This is a genomic window from Streptomyces sp. NPDC020958 (assembly GCF_055562175.1).
Genome location: NZ_JBVHFU010000011.1, coordinates 23125 through 42195, shown reverse-complemented (window position 1 = coordinate 42195; position 19071 = coordinate 23125). Strand labels below are relative to the sequence as shown.

General features: G+C 73.4%; 18 protein-coding genes. 11 read left to right on the top strand and 7 right to left on the bottom strand.

Annotation, left to right across the window (positions count from 1 at the left end; translation table 11 throughout):
• Window positions 1–30 precede the first annotated feature (30 nt).
• Window positions 31–570 (bottom strand): GNAT family N-acetyltransferase, encoded by a 540-nt coding sequence (locus tag ACZ3KP_RS27615; protein WP_467502824.1) that lies wholly within the window; start codon window positions 568–570, stop codon window positions 31–33.
• Window positions 571–687: 117 nt separating this feature from the next.
• Here ACZ3KP_RS27615 and ACZ3KP_RS27610 point away from each other — a divergent pair, with 117 nt between their 5' ends.
• The gene (locus tag ACZ3KP_RS27610) at window positions 688–1080 is read left to right on the top strand and encodes a VOC family protein (RefSeq protein WP_467502489.1); all 393 of its coding nucleotides are present in this window, start codon (window positions 688–690) and stop codon (window positions 1078–1080) included.
• A 10-nt stretch (window positions 1081–1090) separates the two neighbouring features.
• Here ACZ3KP_RS27610 and ACZ3KP_RS27605 read toward each other — a convergent pair whose 3' ends face one another.
• Window positions 1091–1711 carry a MarR family winged helix-turn-helix transcriptional regulator gene (locus ACZ3KP_RS27605; protein ID WP_467502487.1) on the bottom strand — a complete coding sequence of 207 codons (621 nt, stop codon included), beginning with the start codon at window positions 1709–1711 and terminating at the stop codon, window positions 1091–1093.
• A complete protein-coding gene (locus ACZ3KP_RS27600; protein ID WP_467502486.1) occupies window positions 1708–3354 on the bottom strand; it encodes an FUSC family protein in 1647 nt (548 codons plus the stop codon). Before ACZ3KP_RS27600 ends, ACZ3KP_RS27605 begins: the two co-directional genes overlap by 4 nt.
• A gap of 227 nt (window positions 3355–3581) precedes the next feature.
• Between ACZ3KP_RS27600 and ACZ3KP_RS27595 the strand changes: the two genes are divergently transcribed.
• The 7 genes from ACZ3KP_RS27595 (at window position 3582) to ACZ3KP_RS27565 (ending at window position 10424) form a co-directional block, all read left to right on the top strand.
• Complete coding sequence (locus tag ACZ3KP_RS27595) at window positions 3582–4148, top strand: DUF5134 domain-containing protein (RefSeq protein WP_467502484.1); 567 nt, start codon at window positions 3582–3584, stop codon at window positions 4146–4148.
• A gap of 95 nt (window positions 4149–4243) precedes the next feature.
• Window positions 4244–5179 (top strand): M56 family metallopeptidase, encoded by a 936-nt coding sequence (locus ACZ3KP_RS27590; protein WP_467502483.1) that lies wholly within the window; start codon window positions 4244–4246, stop codon window positions 5177–5179.
• Between the two features lie 55 nt (window positions 5180–5234).
• On the top strand, window positions 5235–5930 hold the full coding sequence (locus ACZ3KP_RS27585) for a phosphatase PAP2 family protein (RefSeq protein WP_467502481.1): 696 nt from the start codon (window positions 5235–5237) through the stop codon (window positions 5928–5930).
• Entirely contained in the window at window positions 5927–6649 is a 723-nt protein-coding gene (locus tag ACZ3KP_RS27580; protein ID WP_467502479.1) for an HAD family hydrolase, read from the top strand. The genes ACZ3KP_RS27585 and ACZ3KP_RS27580 overlap by 4 nt, the downstream gene beginning before the upstream one ends.
• A 135-nt stretch (window positions 6650–6784) precedes the next feature.
• Complete coding sequence (locus tag ACZ3KP_RS27575) at window positions 6785–7465, top strand: TetR/AcrR family transcriptional regulator (protein WP_467502477.1); 681 nt, start codon at window positions 6785–6787, stop codon at window positions 7463–7465.
• Between the two features lie 116 nt (window positions 7466–7581).
• Entirely contained in the window at window positions 7582–8952 is a 1371-nt protein-coding gene (locus ACZ3KP_RS27570) for an FAD-dependent oxidoreductase (RefSeq protein ID WP_467502475.1), read from the top strand.
• Between the two features lie 119 nt (window positions 8953–9071).
• Window positions 9072–10424, top strand: coding sequence for a nucleobase:cation symporter-2 family protein (locus tag ACZ3KP_RS27565; protein ID WP_467502473.1), 1353 nt, complete (start codon window positions 9072–9074; stop codon window positions 10422–10424).
• A gap of 16 nt (window positions 10425–10440) precedes the next feature.
• Here the strand turns inward: ACZ3KP_RS27565 and ACZ3KP_RS27560 are convergent, their stop codons facing one another.
• On the bottom strand, window positions 10441–11766 hold the full coding sequence (locus ACZ3KP_RS27560; protein ID WP_467502471.1) for an SGNH/GDSL hydrolase family protein: 1326 nt from the start codon (window positions 11764–11766) through the stop codon (window positions 10441–10443).
• A gap of 375 nt (window positions 11767–12141) precedes the next feature.
• On the opposite strand from ACZ3KP_RS27560, the gene ACZ3KP_RS27555 reads away from it, so the two are divergent.
• Window positions 12142–12936 carry a pectate lyase gene (locus ACZ3KP_RS27555; RefSeq protein ID WP_467502469.1) on the top strand — a complete coding sequence of 265 codons (795 nt, stop codon included), beginning with the start codon at window positions 12142–12144 and terminating at the stop codon, window positions 12934–12936.
• Window positions 12937–12997: 61 nt separating this feature from the next.
• Here the strand turns inward: ACZ3KP_RS27555 and ACZ3KP_RS27550 are convergent, their stop codons facing one another.
• From ACZ3KP_RS27550 to ACZ3KP_RS27540, 3 genes are all read right to left on the bottom strand, one after another.
• Window positions 12998–13345 carry a hypothetical protein gene (locus ACZ3KP_RS27550; protein ID WP_358973422.1) on the bottom strand — a complete coding sequence of 116 codons (348 nt, stop codon included), beginning with the start codon at window positions 13343–13345 and terminating at the stop codon, window positions 12998–13000.
• Between the two features lie 170 nt (window positions 13346–13515).
• Window positions 13516–14397 carry an alpha/beta fold hydrolase gene (locus tag ACZ3KP_RS27545; protein WP_467502467.1) on the bottom strand — a complete coding sequence of 294 codons (882 nt, stop codon included), beginning with the start codon at window positions 14395–14397 and terminating at the stop codon, window positions 13516–13518.
• 47 nt (window positions 14398–14444) lie between these two features.
• Window positions 14445–15200 carry a PaaX family transcriptional regulator C-terminal domain-containing protein gene (locus ACZ3KP_RS27540; protein ID WP_467502822.1) on the bottom strand — a complete coding sequence of 252 codons (756 nt, stop codon included), beginning with the start codon at window positions 15198–15200 and terminating at the stop codon, window positions 14445–14447.
• A 72-nt stretch (window positions 15201–15272) separates the two neighbouring features.
• Here ACZ3KP_RS27540 and ACZ3KP_RS27535 point away from each other — a divergent pair, with 72 nt between their 5' ends.
• The gene (locus tag ACZ3KP_RS27535) at window positions 15273–16946 is read left to right on the top strand and encodes a DNA alkylation response protein (RefSeq protein WP_467502466.1); all 1674 of its coding nucleotides are present in this window, start codon (window positions 15273–15275) and stop codon (window positions 16944–16946) included.
• A 127-nt stretch (window positions 16947–17073) separates the two neighbouring features.
• The gene (locus ACZ3KP_RS27530; protein WP_467502464.1) at window positions 17074–19053 is read left to right on the top strand and encodes a HEAT repeat domain-containing protein; all 1980 of its coding nucleotides are present in this window, start codon (window positions 17074–17076) and stop codon (window positions 19051–19053) included.
• The last annotated feature ends 18 nt before the right edge of the window (window positions 19054–19071 follow it).

Below are 19071 nucleotides of genomic sequence, written 5' to 3'. Positions count from 1 at the left end.
CACACCGCCTGAACTCACACCGCCCGAGGGTCACACCAGGGGCTTGACCAGCAACTCGAACCGCAGATCGGCGCGCAGCGGGATGCCGAAGCGCTCGTCGCCGTACGGGAACGGGGTCATCTCTCCCGTACGGCGGTAGCCGCGCCGCTCGTACCAGGCGATCAGGTCGTCGCGGACGGAGATCACCGTCATGTGCATCTCCGTGGCGCCCCAGTCCTGCCGGGCCCGGCGCTCCGCCTCGGCGATGACGGCCTTGCCGAGCCCGGCGCCCTGGAGGGCGGGGCTGACCGCGAACATGCCGAAGTAGGCGTGGGTACCGCGGTGTTCGAGCTGGCAGCAGGCGACGACCCGGCCGTCCCGCTCGACGGTGAGCAGTTCGCTGTCCGGCGACTTGATCACCTGGAGGACGCCCTCGGGGTCGGTCCGCTGCCCGTCCAGGATGTCCGCCTCGGTGGTCCAGCCGGCGCGGCTGGCGTCGCCCCGGTAGGCCGACTCGATCAGCGCGACCAGCACGTCCACGTCGGCGTCGGTGGCGGCGCGGAAGGCCAGTGCGGCGGGGGCGTTGTCCATGGGCTCCATGGGCGGGTTCTCCGATCTCGGGCGCGGTGAGCCGGGGACGAGCCTATCGCCGCTGTTCGGCTCCGGGTTCCCGGGACCGTCCACGGCCGGGCACTACGCTCCGGTCCCATGGTGCACGTACTCAGCAGCCGTACCCTGGTCCACCCCACCGACCCCGAGCGCTCCCGTGCCTTCTACGGCGAGCAGCTCGGCCTCCCCGTCTACCGCGAGTTCGGTACGGGACCGGAGCGGGGCACGGTCTATTTCCTCGGCGGCGGATTCCTGGAGGTCTCCGGGCGCTCGGACGCCGCCGCCGCGCCGGCCGTGCAGCTGTGGCTCCAGGTCGCGGACGCCGCGGCGGCGCACGAGGAGCTGGTGGCGAAGGGCGTCGAGATCGCACGGCCGCCGGTGCGGGAGCCATGGGGGCTGGTCGAGATGTGGATCACCGACCCGGACGGCATCAGGATCGTGCTGGTGGAGGTGCCGGACGACCATCCCCTGCGCTACCGGCCGGGGATCTGACGGCAGGGGCTCAGGCCCGCAGCGCGCCCATCCTGCCCTCCAGCCGGCCCAGCAACTCGGCGAGCAGTCCAGCGAGTTCGCCCTGGCCCTGCGGGGCGAGGACGGACAGAACGGCCGTCTCGTAACCGAGCTGCTCGGGGAGGATGCCGTCGACGAGTTCACGGCCCGCGTCGGTGAGGCGGAGGTGGGCGACCCTGCGGTCCCGGGCGTCACCGCGCCGCTCGACCAGGCCGCGCTCGGTGAGCTGCTTGAGGCGTTTGGTGACGGCGGCGCCCGAGGAGAAGGTCTCCTTGGCGAGTTCGCTCGGGGTCAGCTCGTGGCCGGTGCGGCGCAGCGCGCCGAGCAGGTCGAACTCGGGGCGGCTGAGGCCCGCCCGGCGCAGCGGGGCGTCCTCGGCCTGCTGGAGGAGGGCGGCGCAGCGGTTGATCCGGCCGATCACCTCCATGGGCCCGGTGTCCAGGTCGGGATGGACGGACCGCCACTGCCGGACGACCGCGGCGACGGTGTCGTCCCGGCCGGCGATCCGGTCCGGGCCCCGCGTGGCCTCGCCGGCCGCGCTCCGTGCCCCGCTGCCTGCCGCTTCCCTCCCCGTCCCGCCGTCGGCCGCCGGTCGTCCGTGGGTCGCCGTCATGGCCGTACGTCCTCCGTTGTCCTCGCGCTGTCCCAGGTGTGCGGTCCCTGGCGTCGTACCGTCGCGGCGAGCGTACGGTGTCCGGACTGTTCGGCGAGCACGACCCGCTCCTGGGGCAGCGCGCGTTGCCACCACTCGCCGGACGCGGCGTCGGCCGTGGCGCGCAGCTCGGCGAGGGCGGCGGACAGGGTGCGCCGGGCGGTTTCCAGGGCGCGGGGGGCCGGCTGCGGCTCGGCGAGCAGGCGGGCGGCCTGTTCACGGGCCCGCTCGACGGCGGTCAGCGCGTGTTCGAGGCGGTCGCCGGCCCGGCGGTTGGTGACGATGACCGCCGTGCCGAAGCCGACGAGCGCGCCGACCAGCGTGTCGACGACCCGTTCGGTGATCAGCTGTCCGGCGTCCTGGGCGCGGGCGAACTCGGTGACGAGCAGGGCCATGGGGGTGACGCAGACGCTGCCGAGCCAGTAGTTGCGGCTGATCAGCGCCTCGGCGCCGAAGTTGAAGGCGAGACAGCACAGCACCAGGGCGGCCGGGTGCAGATGGGCGAGCGGTACGACGGCGGCGAAGACGAGGACGCCGAGGACGTTGCCGACGACGCGCTGGACGCCCCGGCTCCAGGTGAGGGTGACGTTGGCCTGGTAGAGGGAGGCGGCGGTGACCAGCGCCCAGTAGGGGCGGCCGACACCGAGGGCCAGGGAGGCGTAACCGGCGAGGGCGCAGCCGAGCACGGTGCGGGCGGCGAGGGGGGCGAGCGGGCCCAGTCGGCGCCACAACGGGCTGTGCGGCGCGGCGAGTTCGGCGTCGAGGCCGAGGAGTTCGTCGTCGGCTCCGGCCACCCGGGGGACGCGTCCGGTGCCGCGCAGGGCGCGGGCCCAGCCACGGAGCGGGGCCGGGTCGGCGTCGGCGGGTGCGGCGAGGGCGACCTCGGCGCGGACGACGAGGTGTTCGAGGGCGCGGCGGGTGCGGTCGGTGCGGGCCCCGGTGGCCAGCAGGGACTGCCAGGCGGCCTGTACGGCGGCGGCCGCTGCGGCGCGGGCCTTCGCGTGGCCGTCCGCCGTGCCGCGTGTGTCGGCGTAGGCGGCGGTGGCGTCGAGGGCGTGTGCGGTGGCCCGGCGCTCCGGGCCGTGCGGGCGCAGCAGCCCCGGGGCCATGCCGACGAGCCAGGCCCAGGCGCCCGTCGCCAGGGCCAGCGCGACATGGCCGGGGACCTGGCCGGGGGTTTGCGGCGCGAACAGCGAGGCGGAGCTGATGAAGGTGAGGACCACGTTCCCGGGCGGGCCGACGCGGGTGGCGTCGCAGAGGGCCTTCTGCACGGCGGCCAGGAGGGCGCCGGCGGTGACCAGGACGACCGCGTTCGTGGTGAGCGAGGCGGTGGTGAGGGCCACGGCGAGACCGGCGACCATGCCGAGGATCACCCCGGCCAGCGTGCGGGCGCGGGCCGGGTAGGGACGGTTGTGGCCGTAGAGGGCGCACAGCGATCCGGCCATCGTGTACATCGCCAGGTCGAGGCGGCCGAGGGCCAGCAGGGCCAGGTTGGGCGGGGCGACCGCGGCGACCACGCTGAGGGCGGGCTTGAACCAGATGTCGGAGGGCCGGCCGAGGCGCAGCACCCCGGCGAGGGGAAGGGGACGGGTCGCGGTGCTCATACCAAGCAATTTAGCATGTGTTTTACTCGTAAAACACTCGCGAACGCCCTCGCGAACGCACTCGCGGGCGGCCGGACCGGCACGCTCGGCGCGACGCGGCGTGGGACAGCCCCTGCTCACCCGCCGTGCTCCGGCGAATGCTCCCCGTGTACACCCTTGCGCTGGCGTGCGCGCTGCCTGGCCGGGGCATCGCATCCATCGATGCGACGTCGAGCGGGGAGGTGCGCGTGCACGGACCGGCTTCGCCCGGCTGGCTGCTGGTCGCGCTGTGCGCGGCGACCGGGGCCTACTGTCTGCTGCGGATGCGCAGCAGCGTCGAGGCACAGCGGCGCGCCGCGGGCGGCGAGGCGCTGATGGGGTTCGGCATGGCCGCGATGGCCGTGCCCCCGGCCGACTTCACCCCGCCGGTGTGGGCCTGGCCCCTGTACGCGGCGGTGTTCGGGGCGGCGGCGCTGCGCGCGCTGTGGAGCGTCCGCGGCGGCCCGCACCATCTGCACCACCTGGTCGGGGCCGCGACGATGGTCTACATGGCGGTGGCGATGGCGGCCTCCCCCGGCGGCCACCACCACGGCGGCTCCGGAGTCCCGCTGCTGACCGGGCTGTTGCTCCTCTACTTCACCGGCTACGTCCTGCTGGCCGGGGCGCGGCTGGTGCCCGGCGCGGTGGCGGCCGCCGGTGCCGGGGCCGCCGGAGCCGGAGCCGGCGCGACCGGCTGGGGCGACCGGCCCGAACTGGCCCGCGCGTGCCGGTTGTCGATGGGGATCGGCATGGTGGCGATGCTGCTGGCGCTGTGAGGAAGTGACGGCTCTCGCGGCGCAAACGTTGCTTGCGTCACTTTGGCGCAACAGGCTGTACCCCTGTGCGGTTCCCCGCTCATAGGGTGCTGGCCATGATGGTCCCTGTGGCACTGCTGCTGCTCGGCGCCCTGACCGCCGTCGTCGGCCCGCGGCTGCTCGCCCGCGCCGACTGGACGGAGCGGGAGCCGGTGGTCGCCCTGTGGACGTGGCAGTGCGTGGTGGCGGCCGTACTGCTGTGCTGCGCGCTGTCGATGACGCTGAGCGCGGCGGCGGCCTGGCGGGCGGTGCGCGGGCACGTGTTCGCGACTGCCCCGAGCGGGGTGGCGGACGCCTACCCGCTCGGTACCGACGGACCGTGGGCGGCGGCGACCGCGGTGGCCCTCGCCTGCGCGGGGCTGTGGAGCGGGGCGATGCTGGTGCGCGAGGTACTGCGGGCCAGGGCCCGGTTGCGCCGTCGCCGGGCCGAACTCCTGCTGCGGGCGCCGCTGTTGCCCGGTGAGGAACCGGCGGGCGGCCGGCTCGTCGTCCTGGAGGGCGAGCGTGCCGACGCGTGGTGGCTGCCCGGCCCGGCGCCTCGACTCGTCGTCACCACGGCCGCGCTACGGCGACTGAAGGGCCGCCGGCTGGACGCGGTGCTCGCCCACGAGCAGGGGCACGCACAGGCCCGGCACGACTGGCTGCTGCACTGCTCGGCCGCGCTGGCGGACGGGTTCCCGCAGATCCCGGTGTTCGCCGCGTTCCGCGAGGAGATGCACCGCCTGGTCGAGCTGGCCGCCGACGACATGGCCTCCCGGCGACACGGCCGCCTCACCACCGCGCTCGCCCTGGTCGAACTGAACGAGGACCGGGGCGTGTTCGGCCCCGGACCCAGCCCGCACGCCCATGTCCCGCACCGCGTCCAGCGGTTGCTCACCGCCCCCGACCGGCTTCCGGCCCGGCACCGGTTGCGGCTGACCGCGACGGCCACCCTGGTCCCGGTGATCCCTGTGCTGGTGGCGCTCGTACCGGGGCTGCGCGCGCTCGGGTAAGCCTTGTCCGGCAGACCAATTGGCCTTCGGGCAATGATTCGGCAAAGATCACGCCATGCCACCCGCACCCAGCGACCGCCCCGCCCCGCTCCTCACGACCGCCGTTCTGGCCCTGTCCTCGGCGCTGCTGCTCGCCCTCGTCGCGGGCGAGTGGCCACCTCTTCTCGCGGTGGACGAGAGCATCGCCGGCACCACCCACCGCTGGGCCGTGGCGGACCGGGACACCACCCACGTGCTGCGCATCCTCGCTGACTGGGTCTGGGACCCGCTGACCATGCGCCTGCTCTGCGCGGCCGTCGCGGCGTGGCTGGTGTGGCGGCACGCGGCCTGGTGGACCGCGCTGTGGCTGGCCCTGACCTGCGCGCTGGGCACGGTCGCCCAGCAGTCCCTCAAGGCCGCCGTCGGCCGTCCGCGCCCGCAGTGGCCGGACCCGGTGGACTCGGCGCACTACGCCGCCTTCCCCTCGGGTCACACGATGACGGCGACGGTGGTCTGCGGCCTGCTGCTGTGGCTGCTGCACCGCTGCGGCACCGGCCGTGCGGTGTGGCGTACGGCGCTGGTGGCGGCCTGGGTGTCGGTCACCGGCGTCGGCGTGACCCGGGTCTGGCTCGGTGTGCACTGGCCCTCGGACGTGCTCGGCGGCTGGCTGCTCGGCGCGCTGGTGGTGGCCCTGGCGGTGCTGGCCTACGAGTGGGAGCGCGGCGGCCGGGAGCATGCGTGGCCGGCGCCGTCGGTAGAGTCCGGCGCATGACTGCCGTGCTCTTCGACTTCTCCGGGACCCTCTTCCGCGTCGAGTCCACCGAATCCTGGCTCCGGGCGGTGCTCGCCGCAGCCGAAGTGGGCTACTCGGAAGGGGAGTTGCTGGACGCCGCGCGAGCGCTCGAGGTGGCCGGGGCACAGCCCGGCGGGGCGAACCCGGTCGCGCTGCCCGAGGAGCTGGCCGGGGTGTGGGCGGTGCGGGACGAGAGCGCGGAACTGCACCGGGCCGCCTACACCGGCCTGTCCCGTCGGGTGACACTGCCGGACCCGGCCCTGCACGACGCGCTCTACGAGCGGCACATGACCCCGGCGGCCTGGACGCCGTACCCGGACACCGAGGAGGTGCTGCGCACGCTGCGCGGGCACGGCGTCGGCATCGGTGTGGTCAGCAACATCGGCTGGGACCTGCGCCCGGTCTTCCGCGCGCACGGGCTCGACGCGTACGTGGACACCTACGTCCTGTCCTACGAGCACGGGATCCAGAAGCCGGACCCGCGGCTCTTCGCGGTCGCCCTGGACGCGCTCGGGGCCGAGCCGGCCGGGACGGTGATGGTCGGGGACAGCAGGACCGCCGACGGCGGGGCGGCGGCGCTCGGGTGCCGGGTGCACTTCGTGGACCACCTGCCGGTGGACGAGCGGCCGGACGCACTGCTGCCGGTCCTCGATCTGGTGGGCGTGGCCCGCCGACCGGCCACGCCCACACAGGCCTGACCGGCCGCGCGTCCGCCCGAGACGCTCCCCCGTGTCGCCCCGGGCGGACGGCAGCCCTGACCCGGCCCCGCGCAGTGCGGTGCCCGCCGCGTCGATTATAGTTGGCTGGCAGCCAGTCAACGCAGGAGTTCCAGGATGTCCCCGCGCAGCGCATCGGTCAATGAAGAGTTGCGCCGGCGTTCCCGGGAGCGGCTGCTGCAGGCCGCGGTCGAGCTGGTCGACGAGCACGGCTTCGAGGCCACCACGCTGGGCGACATCGCCGACCGGGCGGGATCGGCGCGCGGACTGGTGTCGTACTACTTCCCCGGCAAGCGACAGCTGGTCCAGTCCGCCGTGCACCGGCTGATGCACCGGACGCTGGAAGAGGCGCTGGAGCACGAGCCGCACACCGAGGACGGCCGGGAGCGGCTGGCGCGGGCCATCGACGCGATCCTCGGCCTCGCCGACGAGCGGCCGGTGCTGATGCGCCAGCACATGGCGGGGCTGCTCCAGGCCGAGGGGTTCGTGCAGTGCCCCGAGCAGCGCCGGCTGGCGGAGCTGCTCGGCGACACCGTCGCCCGGTACGGCTCGCAGAACGTGACGACCGACTACCCGATGCTGCGGGCCCTGCTGATGGGGGCCGTGTACGCGGCGCTGGTCCCGGGCGCCCCGATGCCCGTACCGGTCCTGCGGGCGGAGCTGTTCGCACGCTACGGCCTCGACCGGGAGCTGGGTCTTCCGCCGGATGCCGCGCCGTCGGCCGCACGGCGGGACCTGTCCCGGTTCTTCGCCACGGAGGACCGGACGGGTCACCGCCAGGACACCACTGAGCGATAACATCATCACACTCCGCGCACGTTGACCCGCGTCCGCTTCACCCCTGCGGCCCCTGTCGAGGTCGCCGGGCCGGTGGGATGCTGGAGCCACCAGCCCCTCGGGCAAGGAGTCTCCTCGTGTTGCGTGTCGCCGTCGTCGGCTCCGGGCCGAGCGGGTGCTACACCGCCCAGAACCTCGTCCAGCTCGACTCCACGGTGCGGGTGGACGTCCTGGACCGGCTCCCCTGCCCGTTCGGGCTGGTGCGGTACGGGGTCGCCCCGGACCACGAGAAGATCAAGTCACTGCAGGGCAACCTGCGCACCGTCCTGGAGCACGAGCGGGTGCGGTTCCTCGGCGGGGTGCGGGTCGGCGGGCCGGGCGGAGTGCCGGTGGAACGGCTGCGGGAGCTGTACCACGCGGTGGTGTACTGCGTCGGGGCGGCCACCGACCGGCGGCTCGGGATCCCCGGCGAGGACCTGCCGGGCAGCTGGTCGGCGACCGAGTTCGTGTCCTGGTACAGCGCCCATCCGGACGCCGTCGACGCCGGGTTCGTACGCGACGCCCGGTCGGCGGTGGTCATCGGGGTCGGCAATGTCGCGGTCGACGTGGCGCGGATGCTGGCCCGGGGCGCGGCGGAGCTGAGCCCGACGGACATGCCGCAGGCGGCCCTGACGGCGCTGACACGGAGCCGGATAAGAGAGGTCCACGTGGTGGGCAGGCGGGGTCCGTCGCAGGCCCGGTTCACCACCAAGGAGCTGCGCGAGCTCGGCGGCCTACCCGGCACCGAAGTCATGGTGGAGCCGGGCGAGTTGGCACTCGACCCGGACTGCGCCGAGCCGTCGGCGCTGCCCGCCGCCCAGCGCCGCAACGTGGAGGTGCTGCGCGGCTGGGGCGACCGCGGCGGCGGGGCCGGCGACCGCCGCATCCGGTTGCGCTTCTTCCTGCGCCCGGTCGAAGTGCTCGACGACGACGGCCGGGTGGGCGGGGTGCTCTTCGAACGCACCGAGCCGGACGGATTCGGCGGTGTGCGGGGCACCGGCCGCTACGAGACCGTCGAGGCGCAGTTGGTGCTGCGTTCGGTGGGATACCGCGGAGTGCCGCTGGACGGACTCCCGTTCGACGAGGAGAGCGGGACCGTGCCGCACGAGGCGGGCCGCGTCCTGCACAGCTGCTTCGGCGTGTCCGGTGACTACGTGGCGGGCTGGATCAAACGGGGTCCGACCGGTGTCATCGGCACCAACCGGCCCGACGCCAAGGAGACGGTGACGTCCCTCCTGGCGGACACCCCCGTGCTGCTGCGCAGGGAAGTGGCACGGGATCCGGTCGCTGCGCTGCGCGCGGAGGGCGTCGAGCCGGTCGAGTGGACGGGGTGGCAGGCCATCGAGCGGGCCGAGGCGGCGCTCGGCGCCCGGCTGGGCCGGAGCGTGGTCAAGCTCGCCGACTGGGACTCCCTGCTGGCGGCGGCGCGGACGGGGTCACGGCAGGCAGCGGTGCGGACGGAGTCGTAGCGGACCCCATCGCGCCCGGTGGGCTCGACACGTATCGGCAACCCCCCAGAAATCAACAAACCGTTCAAGCCGCTTACGGTCTCGTGCTGTCCGGATGTCGTCCCCGCTCTGGAGTACCCGTGGCCACGACCACCGCCCCCGTCCATCCCGTCGACGAGGTCCCGCCCGTACGGCAATTGGCCGCGTTCGGCCTGCAGCACGTGCTCGCGATGTACGCGGGCGCCGTCGCCGTGCCGCTCATCGTGGGCGGTGCGATGAAGCTGTCGCCGGCCGACCTGGCGTACCTGATCACCGCCGATCTGTTGGTGTGCGGGATCGCGACGCTCATCCAGTGCGTCGGTGTCGGGCGGTTCGGCGTACGGCTGCCGATCATGCAGGGCTGTACGTTCGCGGCGGTCTCGCCGATGGTCCTCATCGGTACGACGGGCGGCGGGCTGCCCGCGATCTACGGCTCGGTGATCGTGGCGGGGCTGGCGATCATGCTGCTCGCGCCGGTCTTCGGCAGGCTGTTGCGTTTCTTCCCGCCCCTGGTCACCGGCACCGTGATCCTGATCATCGGACTCTCCCTGCTGCCGGTCGCGGGCAACTGGGCGGCGGGCGGCGTCGGTGCCAAGGACTTCGGGGAGCCGAAGAACCTGGCACTGGCCGCCTTCGTGCTCGCGGTGGTGCTCGGCGTGCAGCGGTTCGCACCCGCCTACCTGGCCAGGATCGCCGTCCTGACCGGCATCGCGGTGGGCCTCGCGGTGGCCGTGCCCTTCGGGTTCACGGACTTCGGCGGGGTCGGGGACGCCGACTGGCTCGGCATCAGCACGCCGTTCCACTTCGGCACCCCGACGTTCCATGTCTCGGCGATCGTCTCCATGCTGGTGGTGGCCCTGGTGACCATGACGGAGACGGCCGGTGACCTGATCGCGGTGGGCGAGATGACCGGCCGGGCGGTCGAGCCGCGGTCCCTGGCCGACGGGCTGCGCGCCGACGGGCTGTCGACCGTCCTCGGCGGTGTCTTCAACACCTTCCCGTACACGGCGTTCGCGCAGAACGTCGGCCTGGTGGGCATGACACGGGTGCGCAGCCGCTGGGTGGTCGCGGCGGCCGGCGGCATCCTGGTGCTGCTCGGCCTGCTGCCCAAGCTGGGCGCGGTGGTCGCGGCGATTCCGGCGCCGGTGCTGGGCGGTGCGGGTCTGGTGATGTTCGGGACGGTCGCGGCGAGCGGTCTGCGCACGCTCGCGACCGTCGACTTCCAGGGCAACAACAACCTGACGGTGGTGGCCGTGTCGGTGGCGGTCGGCCTGCTGCCGGTCGGGGTGCCGGGGGTCTACGGGAAGTTCCCCGACTGGTTCCAGACGGTGATGAACAGCGGCATCAGCGCGGGCTGCCTGACGGCGATCGTCCTGAACCTGCTCTTCAACCACCTTCCGGCGAAGGCCGGTTCGACCCCGGCGACCGTTCCGACCGAAGCCGGTCCGGCCTAGAAGGCGTGTTGCCGGGTCAGGAGCGCGCGCCGAACAGGTGCGAGGGGACCGCCGCGGCCAGCGCCCCGTACCCCGTCGGGTTGAGGTGGAGCCCGTCGCCGACCTGGAGGTCGGCGCGCAGTCGGGCGGGATCGGCCGGGTCGCGTACCACCCGGTCGAAGTCGAGCACCGCGTCGAAGTGGCCGGGGACCCGGATCCAGGCGTTGACCCGCTGCCGGGCCGCCTCCCGGACCCCCGCTCCGTCGTCGTACGCGTTGCCGCCGAAGGGCAGCAGGGTGGCGCCGTAGACACGGATGCCCTGGGCGTGGGCGCGCACGACGATCTGCCGGTAGGCGGCGATCAGGTCGTCGGCGACGGCTCGCTGGGCCTGCGGGGTGGCGGCAGCCGTCCCGATGTCGTTGACGCCCTCGAAGACGATCAGCCAGGAGACTCCGCTGCTGGACAGGACGTCACGGTCGAGGCGGGCCAGGACGTTGGGGCCGAGGCCGTCGTTGAGGACCCGGTTGCCGCCCGCCGCCTGGTTGATCACCGCGATGCCCGAGGTGGCGGGAAGGGACCGGAGCCGGTCGTAGAACTGGTCGGGCCAGCGGTCGTTGCCGTTGGTGGTGGAGCCCCGTCCGTCCGTGAGGGAGTCACCGACGACGGCCACGGTACGGGTCGCGGCAGGCGCCCGCACTTCGACGGCGCTGAGCAGGTACCAGTGGTCGACCGGTGTGGCACCGGTGAGGTCCGGGTCCTGGACGTGGTTGCCGCGCAGGAGGTACGACGTGGTGCGCGATCCGGGGTGCGAGGTGAGCGCATGGTCGGGCTGGCCCTGCGCGGTGTACGCCGTGACGGTGAGTTCGGCGCCGGGGTCCGTTTCCAGGTCCACGGGATCGGAGACGACCTGGGCGCCGACGGGTACCACGATGGCAGCGCGCCCGGAGAAGGTGACGGGCTGGACACTGCCGGGGACGACGGCGCTGACGCCGGCCCGGCCGCCCTCGGGGAGCGCCACGGTCACCGCGGTGAGCGGGAGCGGGGTGTCGCCGTAGGCGTTGGAGAAGCGCAGCCTCAGCCGGTGCCCGCCGGTGGTGACCCGGACGGTCTGGCGCAGGGTGGTGTCGGCCAGGACCGACGACTCCCCCGTGAAGGGCGCGGGCGGCAGATTGCCGACCTCGGTGAGCTGGGGCATCGCGGTCCAGGTGGCCACCCAGTGGTCGGCCCGGGCGGCGCCGGTGGTCACCTGACGGGGGCCGCGGGCCAGCGCCGTGACGGCGGCTGCCGTCACCACCAGGGCGAGGACGAGGACACAGACGCTGAGGAGCGAGGCGAACGGCGTTCTGCTGGGCTGCGGCTTCACGGGGGCCTTCCTGACGAGGGGTGACGGGACCGTCAACTGGCCGTGCAGGTGGTGCCGTTGAGCGTGGGGGTCAGCCGGGCACCGGCCGGGGAGCTCCCGGCATCGTGGCATGCACATGGCCCGCTTTGGAAGCGCTCCCACGTCCGCATGCGGGGCTCGCCGCCATGTCGGCCGAATCCTGTGCGAGGCGTTGACTAGAAAGCGCTTTCACCCTACGTTCCGTTCAGCACGCTGACCGACGGGCCCGGCGACGACCCTGTCCGCACAGGCGTCCGACCGAAGAGTTCACATGTGCGTCCATCATTCAACACAGAGAACATCGACCTGAAAGGCACCCCACCAGACCCCCCACACTCGAAAGAAGGCATACGGGACATGACTTCACGAGCACGGACCAGTGCACGCCCCCTGCTGGGCGGACTGGCCGCCCTGGGGCTCTCGTTTGGCATGGTCATGACTAACGGAGCGCAGGCGAACGCGGCCACCTGGCCGACCGCGAGCGGCAGCCAGGCGGTCACGGCGACCATCAAGCTGTCCGGCACGAAGGACTACGGGATGCTGCGCCTGTACGGCAGCGGCGCCCTGGGCACCGGCGGACAGAGCGAGGACCAGGACCCGATCCTCGACCTGGCGGCCGGCACGGTCCTCAAGAACGTCATCATCGGCGCGCCCGCCGCGGACGGGATCCACTGCGAGGGCAGCTGCACGCTGCAGAACGTGTGGTGGGAGGACGTCGGCGAGGACGCGGCGACGTTCAAGGGCTCCTCGTCGTCCAACGTGTACACCGTCTCCGGCGGTGGCGCCAAGGAGGCCAGCGACAAGGTGTTCCAGTTCAACGGCGCCGGAACGCTCAACGTGTCCACGTTCGCGGTGCGGAACTTCGGCAAGCTGGTCCGCTCGTGCGGCAACTGCAAGACGCAGTACAAGCGCACGATCAACCTCAACACCATCGAGGCGACCTACAAGGGCAGCGCGCTGGTCGGCATCAACACCAACTACGGTGACAGCGCGACGCTGAAGAACATCACGATCGTCGGGGACAGCAGCAAGAAGATCGTGCCCTGCCAGAAGTACATCGGCAACAACACGGGCGCGGAGCCGCCGACGAACGGGAGCGGGCCGGACGGGACCTACTGCAAGTACGCGAGTTCGGACATCACTTACAAGTGAGCCGGGCGGGCCGGCCGTCGCCGCTCAGCGGACGGTGACGGCCCCCGTCGGGGTCCTGGCGTCAGTGGCGGACCGCGGCGCAGGTGAGTTGGGTCTTCCCGTCGGCCGTCGTCACGACGAACGTGCCGCCGCTGAGACCGCCGAGGTCGAACCTGCCCGCACGGTCCGTGGAGACGGTGCCCGCGGAGGACTGCGGGGTGGCACCCGAGTAACTCACCCTCATGTCGCTGGGGAAACCCTCGCCCCACAGGTGATACCGCCCGGCCGAGTCCGTTTCGACATGGCAGGCCGCGAGGGACACGGCGCCCGGCGGGACGGCGGCCCAGGCGTGGGCGGCCGTCGCGGGGCTCATCGCGAGCGCGGGGGTGACCAGGAACGCGAGTGCGGTGGGGCGGCGAGTTCGGTTCATGATTCACCTGCTTCGGTGCTGCGGACGCGGCCGGGGAGCCGTACCACGGGCCGGAGAGCCGGACGTCAGGGAAACTCGGGCTGCAACCCGCTTCCACCGTATCGTCCGTCATGTCCCGTGGCATCTCGCGGATCACGGCCGTGCGCGGGGCGGGCGTCCGGGACGTGTGCTCAGCCGGTGTGCCTCACCAGGGCGTCGATGATCTCGGGCCAGAGCCGGCGCGGGCGGTCGTGTCCCATGTCGGGGACCAGGAGGAGTTCCGCTCCGGGCACCAGCTCAGCGGTGCGCCGACCGCCGCTGACGTCGATCAGCGTGTCGTCCAGGCCGTGGATCACCAGAGTCGGTACCCGCAGGTGCCGGAGCGCGTCCGCGCGCGAGCCGCCGAGCACCATCGCACCGAGCTGGCGTCCGAGCCCGGCGGGGTGGTGCGCACGGTCGTAACTGGCCGCGGCCAGCTCCCGGAGGACCGCGGGATCCCCGTAGCGCTTCGACGCCCACACCAGTTCCCGGTCCGCCGCCGCGATGTACCCCTCGCGGTCCGACGGTTTCGGGCTGAACAGCGCCGCCTGCGCCTCGGGGGTGGACCGGCCGTATGCGCTCTCCCCCGTCGAGGACATCATCGACGTGAGCGTCAGCACCCGCTCCGGCCGGCTGATGGCCATGGTCTGGGCGATCATGCCGCCCATCGACGCGCCGACCACGTGGGCCCGTTCGACACCGAGCACGGTGAGGAGGCCGAGGCCGTCGTCGGCCATGTCCTGAAGACGGTAGGGGACCATGGCGAGGGCTGCCGCCGTGTCCCCCGAGCGCACCGTGGCGATGAACCGGGCGACGTCGACGGGGTGTTCGTCGAACCTGGTGGACAGACCGCTGTCCCGGTTGTCGTAGCGGATCACGTACCGGCCGCGGTCCGCCAGCGCCCGGCAGAAGTCCTCGTGCCAGGCGATCATCTGGGCACCGAAGCCCGTCACGAGCAGTACAGGGGGGTCACCGGGATCGCCGAATCCTTCGTAGGCGAGGGACACTCCGGGCGACACTTCGACGATCGGCATGCGCGGATCCTGCCAGCCTCCGTCGGCGGAGCGCACCTGGATTGTCGTCAGGTGGGCGGGGGGAGCGTCGGCTCTCCCCACTCCGCCCGGTAGTCCGCGTACGCGGCGCGCAGACGGTCGCCCGGCCAGTCGGGTGGGAGGAGGTCCGGGGGCAGCACCGGGTCCGTCAGCAGATGGCGGACCGCGGCCGCGAAGACCGTGAAGCGGGCCGGCGGGAGAGGGGACTCGGCCGCCTGGAGCAGAAGGGCTCGGGCCTTGGCGGACCAGTTTGTCAACGGCCAGAGGGCGGAAGCCAGTTCGGCCGCCGGGCGGGCCGGGCGGGACGTGTACGACTCGGCGATCTCCTGGAGGTCGGCCGGCAGGGCCCTCGCCAGGTTCGCCGGGCGCAGCCAGACCCCCTCGCGGAGCTCGGCGAGCCGGAGAGCGGTCAACCGGGTGCGCAGGTCGGCCCGCTCGGCGGGCCCGCGACCCGTGGCCGTGATGACCAGCATCTCCCAGTCGCCGTCCCATGCGCGCGTGCGTGGCCGTACCGCCTCGTCCTGGCGGCGCTGCCGGGCCAGCAGCCGGTCGCTGAGGCCGTAGACGGCGTCATCGGTCCGGCGGAGGTCACCGGAGGCCGTCATGCGGCTGAGGGCGGCCCTGAGCGTCGAGCCGCCGATCCCGAAGGGCTCGACGAGCCGCACGAGGTCCTTCACCGGCAGCTGCGGGGGGTGCATGCCCAGCAGCAGGCTCAGCACGACCGACCGGGCGGACAGGGGCCGCGGGTCGACCTCGACGGGCTCGGCGGACACGTTCACGGGCATGGTCACGTACTGTACGTGCGACTCCATGTTGCATCATTGCTACGACCGCAGATTAAGTGCAACATGAAGGCCATGGATTCCACCGCCGCGCTTCCGCAGCCACAGCCCACCGCCACCGCCGCCACCCACGACGTCACCAACCAGGCGCCGCCGCTCGCTCCCTACGACGCCTCCGACGACCCGGTCCTGCTCGAAGGTCTCCGCCGGGAGGGTGCCGGGTGGGCCGAGGAGGGGATCCGGCGGCTCGGGGCACGTGCCGGGAGCGCGGAGGCCCAGGAGTGGGGTGAGCTGGCCAACCGGTACGAGCCGGAGCTGCGCACCCACGACCGGTACGGCCACCGCATCGACGAGGTCGAGTTCCACCCCGCCTGGCACCACCTGATGCGGGTGGCGGTGGCCGAGGGGCTGGCGGGGGCGGCCTGGGCGGACGACCGTCCCGGCGCCCACGTCGCGCGGACCGCGGGCGGGCTGGTGTGGGGACACACCGAATCCGGCCATGGTTGTCCGACGTCGATGACCTACGCCGCCGTTCCCGCGCTGCGCGCGCAGCCGGAGCTGGCCAAGGTCTACGAACCGCTGCTGACCAGCAGGGTCTACGAGCCCGGGCTGCGGGTGCCGACGGACAAGCCCGGGTTGCTCGCGGGGATGGGCATGACCGAGAAGCAGGGCGGTTCGGACGTACGGACGAACGCCACGACAGCCGCCCCCACGTCCGAGTCCGGCGTCTACACGCTGCGCGGCCACAAGTGGTTCACCTCGGCCCCGATGTGCGACGTCTTCCTGGTGCTGGCGCAGGCGCCGGGCGGGCTGTCGTGCTTCCTGGTGCCGCGGGTACTGCCCGACGGGAGCCGCAACCCGTTCCGCATCCAGCGGCTGAAGGACAAGCTGGGCAACCGGTCCAACGCCTCGTCGGAGCCCGAGTTCGACGGGACCTTGGCCTGGTCGGTCGGCCCGGAGGGGCGGGGCGTGAAGACCATCATCGAGATGGTCAACTGCACCCGGCTGGACTGCGTGATGAACTCGGCGACCCTGATGCGCAAGACGCTGGTGGAGGCCGGTCATCATGCCCGGCACCGCGTCGCGTTCGGCGCACGGCTCGTCGACCAGCCGCTGATGCGCAACGTGCTGGCCGACCTGGCGCTGGAGTCGGAGGCCGCGACCACGCTGACACTGCGTCTCGCGGGGGCCGCGGACCGCGCGGTGCGCGGGGACGAGGAGGAGCGGACGTTCCGCCGGATCGCGACCGCCGTCGGCAAGTACTGGGTCACCAAGCGCGGCCCGGCCTTCACGGCGGAGGCCCTGGAGTGCCTGGGCGGCAACGGCTACGTCGAGGACTCCGGCATGCCCCGGCACTACCGGGAAGCTCCGCTGCTGTCGATCTGGGAGGGTTCCGGGAACGTCAACGCGCTCGACGTGCTGCGGGCGCTCTCCCGTGAACCCGGCACCGCCGACGCCTTCTTCGGCGAACTCGCGCACGCCCGCGGGGCGGACGCCCGGCTGGACGCCGCGATCGCCCGGCTGAAGACCGGAGCGGCGCAAGCCGATCAGGCGGGCGCCCGCCGCCTGGTCGAGCGGATGGCGCTGACCCTGCAGGCCTCGCTGCTGGTCCGGTACGCCCCCGCGGCCGTCGCCGACGCCTTCTGCGCGACCCGGCTCGGCGGCGACTGGGGGTACGCGTTCGGCACCCTGCCCGCCGGAACCGGACTCGACCCGATCCTGGAGCGGGCGCTGCCCGGCGCGAACTGACCTCTCCCGGTGTGCCGGTGGCCGGTGACCGCCGACGGATCGCACACAGTCGTCGTGCGATTCCGCATCGTTGTCAGTGCCGTGGTGCAGACTCCCGAACAGGTGGTACTCGCCTGGGGAGGACAACGTGTTCACGGGGATCGACGAGGTCGACTGGACCTCGCTGCGGCACGCCCACGGCAGCGCGGCGGACGTGCCCGGGCTGCTGCGCCGACTGGCATCGGCGGACGCGGCCGAACGGGAGGCCGCGCTCGACGGGTTGTACGGCTCGGTGCACCACCGGGGCAACGTGTACGACTCGACGCTCGCCTGCGTCCCGTTCCTGTGCGCGCTCGTCGCCCGCCCGGAGGTGCGGGACCGGGGCGCCATAGTGGAACTGCTGGTCAGCATCGGCTCGCAGAGCGTCGGCAGCCGGGCCCGGGCCGCCGTACTTGCGCGTGCCGAGGTGTTCGTGCCGCTCGCCGACGACCCGTGCCCCGGGGTGCGGCGGGCGGCGGCCGACGCGCTGGTCCGGTTCCTGGACGAACCGGCTCGGGTCCTGGAGGTGCTCGGCCGCCGGATCAGGTCCGAGAGCGACGAACAGGTGCTGCGGGCGCTCGCCGAGGCCCTCGGCCTGTTCGTGCTGCGCCATCCGGTGCAGGCGGCCGGGGCGCTGGACCTGCTGGCCGCGCAGAGCGAGCCGCCCTACGCCCCGGGAACACGGCTCGCCGCACTGGGGCAGCTGGCGCTGCGCGCGCCGCAGCGGCTGCCCGCCGATCCGGTCCCGACCGTGGTCCGGCTGCTGCGGGAGCGTACCGAGCGCCGATCGTCCGGTACGGACCGCGCGGAGACGGACACGCTCGTCGGCCGGATACGGCGGCTGCGGCCGTCGGACGAGGAGGGGTCGTCCCTGCTGCGCACCCTGCACCAGGCCCTGGACGACCGGGTGGCCGACCGGATCGACCTGCTCGTCGGCCAGTTGAGCAGCCCGGGGGCGATGGACCGGTGCAACGCGGTGCGGATGTCGGCCGGGCTGTTCCGTGCCTGGCGGGCGGACTTCACGGCTCCCGTCCGCCTGATCGGCGCTCAGCTGCGGGCCATGGAGGACCAGGTGCGGGACGCGGCCGTCTCGGTGCTCGCCGAACTCTTCGGGCTGGCCGCGCCCGCGGCCGACGAGCTGCACATGCTGGTGACGGTGCGTCCCGACCTGTGGGTGCGGACCTGGGAGCGGGGCAGGCCCTCGCTGGGCGGCCCCCTCAAGGCCCTGGCCAGGAGCGGCGATCCGCGTGCGGTGCCCGCCCTGGCCCAGTTACTGGCCGGGCCGGTGGTGCCCGCCGGTCTGGGTTTCGAGGTGGTCCACCTGGGCCGGGCGGCCGCTCCGCTCGCCCCGGCGCTGCGGCACCGGCTCGGCCGTGTCCCGCTGGACGCACCGGACGCCGCCGAGACGGCAGCCCCGCTGCTGGCGGCGGTCACCGCGCTGGCGGACGCCGCGGCGGTGCCCGAGGTGCTGCGGCTGCTGCGCGGCGCACCGGACGGGCTCGGGGCGCGGGAGGCCCTGGTCGGGCAGGCGGTGCGGGCGCTGGACGCGCTGGGGAGCGCCGCGCGGGCGGCGGTGCCGGTGCTGCGCGGGCTGCTCGGCACCCGGCACGCGGCGGGGGCGGCGGGGGCCCTGTGGGCGGCGGAGGGCGACGCCGATGCCGTGCTCCCGGTTCTGATGCGGGAGTTGGTGGTCGGCCGCGGTCGCGGTGTCAGGTCCGCTGCCGAGCAGTTGGGCCGGCTGGGCCCCGTCGCCCGGGACGCGTTGCCCGCGCTGCGTGCGCTGGCCGCGTCCGGCCGGGTGTGGGAGCGGACGGGGGCGGCATGGGCCCTGTGGCGGATCGGCGGGGATCCGGAACCGGTGCTGCCGGTGTTCCGGGCCGCCTGGTCGGAGAACCCGTACACACGCCGCACGATCGCCGGGTGCCTGGCGGCGATGGGCCCGGCAGGTGCCCCGCTGCACGACCTGCTGACGGCCGAACTCGCCACCGCGCGGCGGCACACGGCACGGCCGGGTGGTTACGGAAGTCACGACATCGCCCAGGACGAGGACCTGCTCGCCCACTGCCGGACGGCACTGACGAGCACCTGACCGGCGGCATCGGTGGTG

Coding starts and splice junctions, on each gene's coding strand:
- ACZ3KP_RS27615 (WP_467502824.1), bottom strand. CDS start 570: ATGGACAACGCCCCCGCCGCACTGGCCTTCCGCGCCGCCACCGACGCC.
- ACZ3KP_RS27610 (WP_467502489.1), top strand. CDS start 688: ATGGTGCACGTACTCAGCAGCCGTACCCTGGTCCACCCCACCGACCCC.
- ACZ3KP_RS27605 (WP_467502487.1), bottom strand. CDS start 1,711: ATGACGGCGACCCACGGACGACCGGCGGCCGACGGCGGGACGGGGAGG.
- ACZ3KP_RS27600 (WP_467502486.1), bottom strand. CDS start 3,354: ATGAGCACCGCGACCCGTCCCCTTCCCCTCGCCGGGGTGCTGCGCCTC.
- ACZ3KP_RS27590 (WP_467502483.1), top strand. CDS start 4,244: ATGATGGTCCCTGTGGCACTGCTGCTGCTCGGCGCCCTGACCGCCGTC.
- ACZ3KP_RS27585 (WP_467502481.1), top strand. CDS start 5,235: ATGCCACCCGCACCCAGCGACCGCCCCGCCCCGCTCCTCACGACCGCC.
- ACZ3KP_RS27580 (WP_467502479.1), top strand. CDS start 5,927: ATGACTGCCGTGCTCTTCGACTTCTCCGGGACCCTCTTCCGCGTCGAG.
- ACZ3KP_RS27575 (WP_467502477.1), top strand. CDS start 6,785: ATGTCCCCGCGCAGCGCATCGGTCAATGAAGAGTTGCGCCGGCGTTCC.
- ACZ3KP_RS27555 (WP_467502469.1), top strand. CDS start 12,142: ATGACTTCACGAGCACGGACCAGTGCACGCCCCCTGCTGGGCGGACTG.
- ACZ3KP_RS27550 (WP_358973422.1), bottom strand. CDS start 13,345: ATGAACCGAACTCGCCGCCCCACCGCACTCGCGTTCCTGGTCACCCCC.
- ACZ3KP_RS27545 (WP_467502467.1), bottom strand. CDS start 14,397: ATGCCGATCGTCGAAGTGTCGCCCGGAGTGTCCCTCGCCTACGAAGGA.
- ACZ3KP_RS27540 (WP_467502822.1), bottom strand. CDS start 15,200: ATGCCCGTGAACGTGTCCGCCGAGCCCGTCGAGGTCGACCCGCGGCCC.
- ACZ3KP_RS27535 (WP_467502466.1), top strand. CDS start 15,273: ATGGATTCCACCGCCGCGCTTCCGCAGCCACAGCCCACCGCCACCGCC.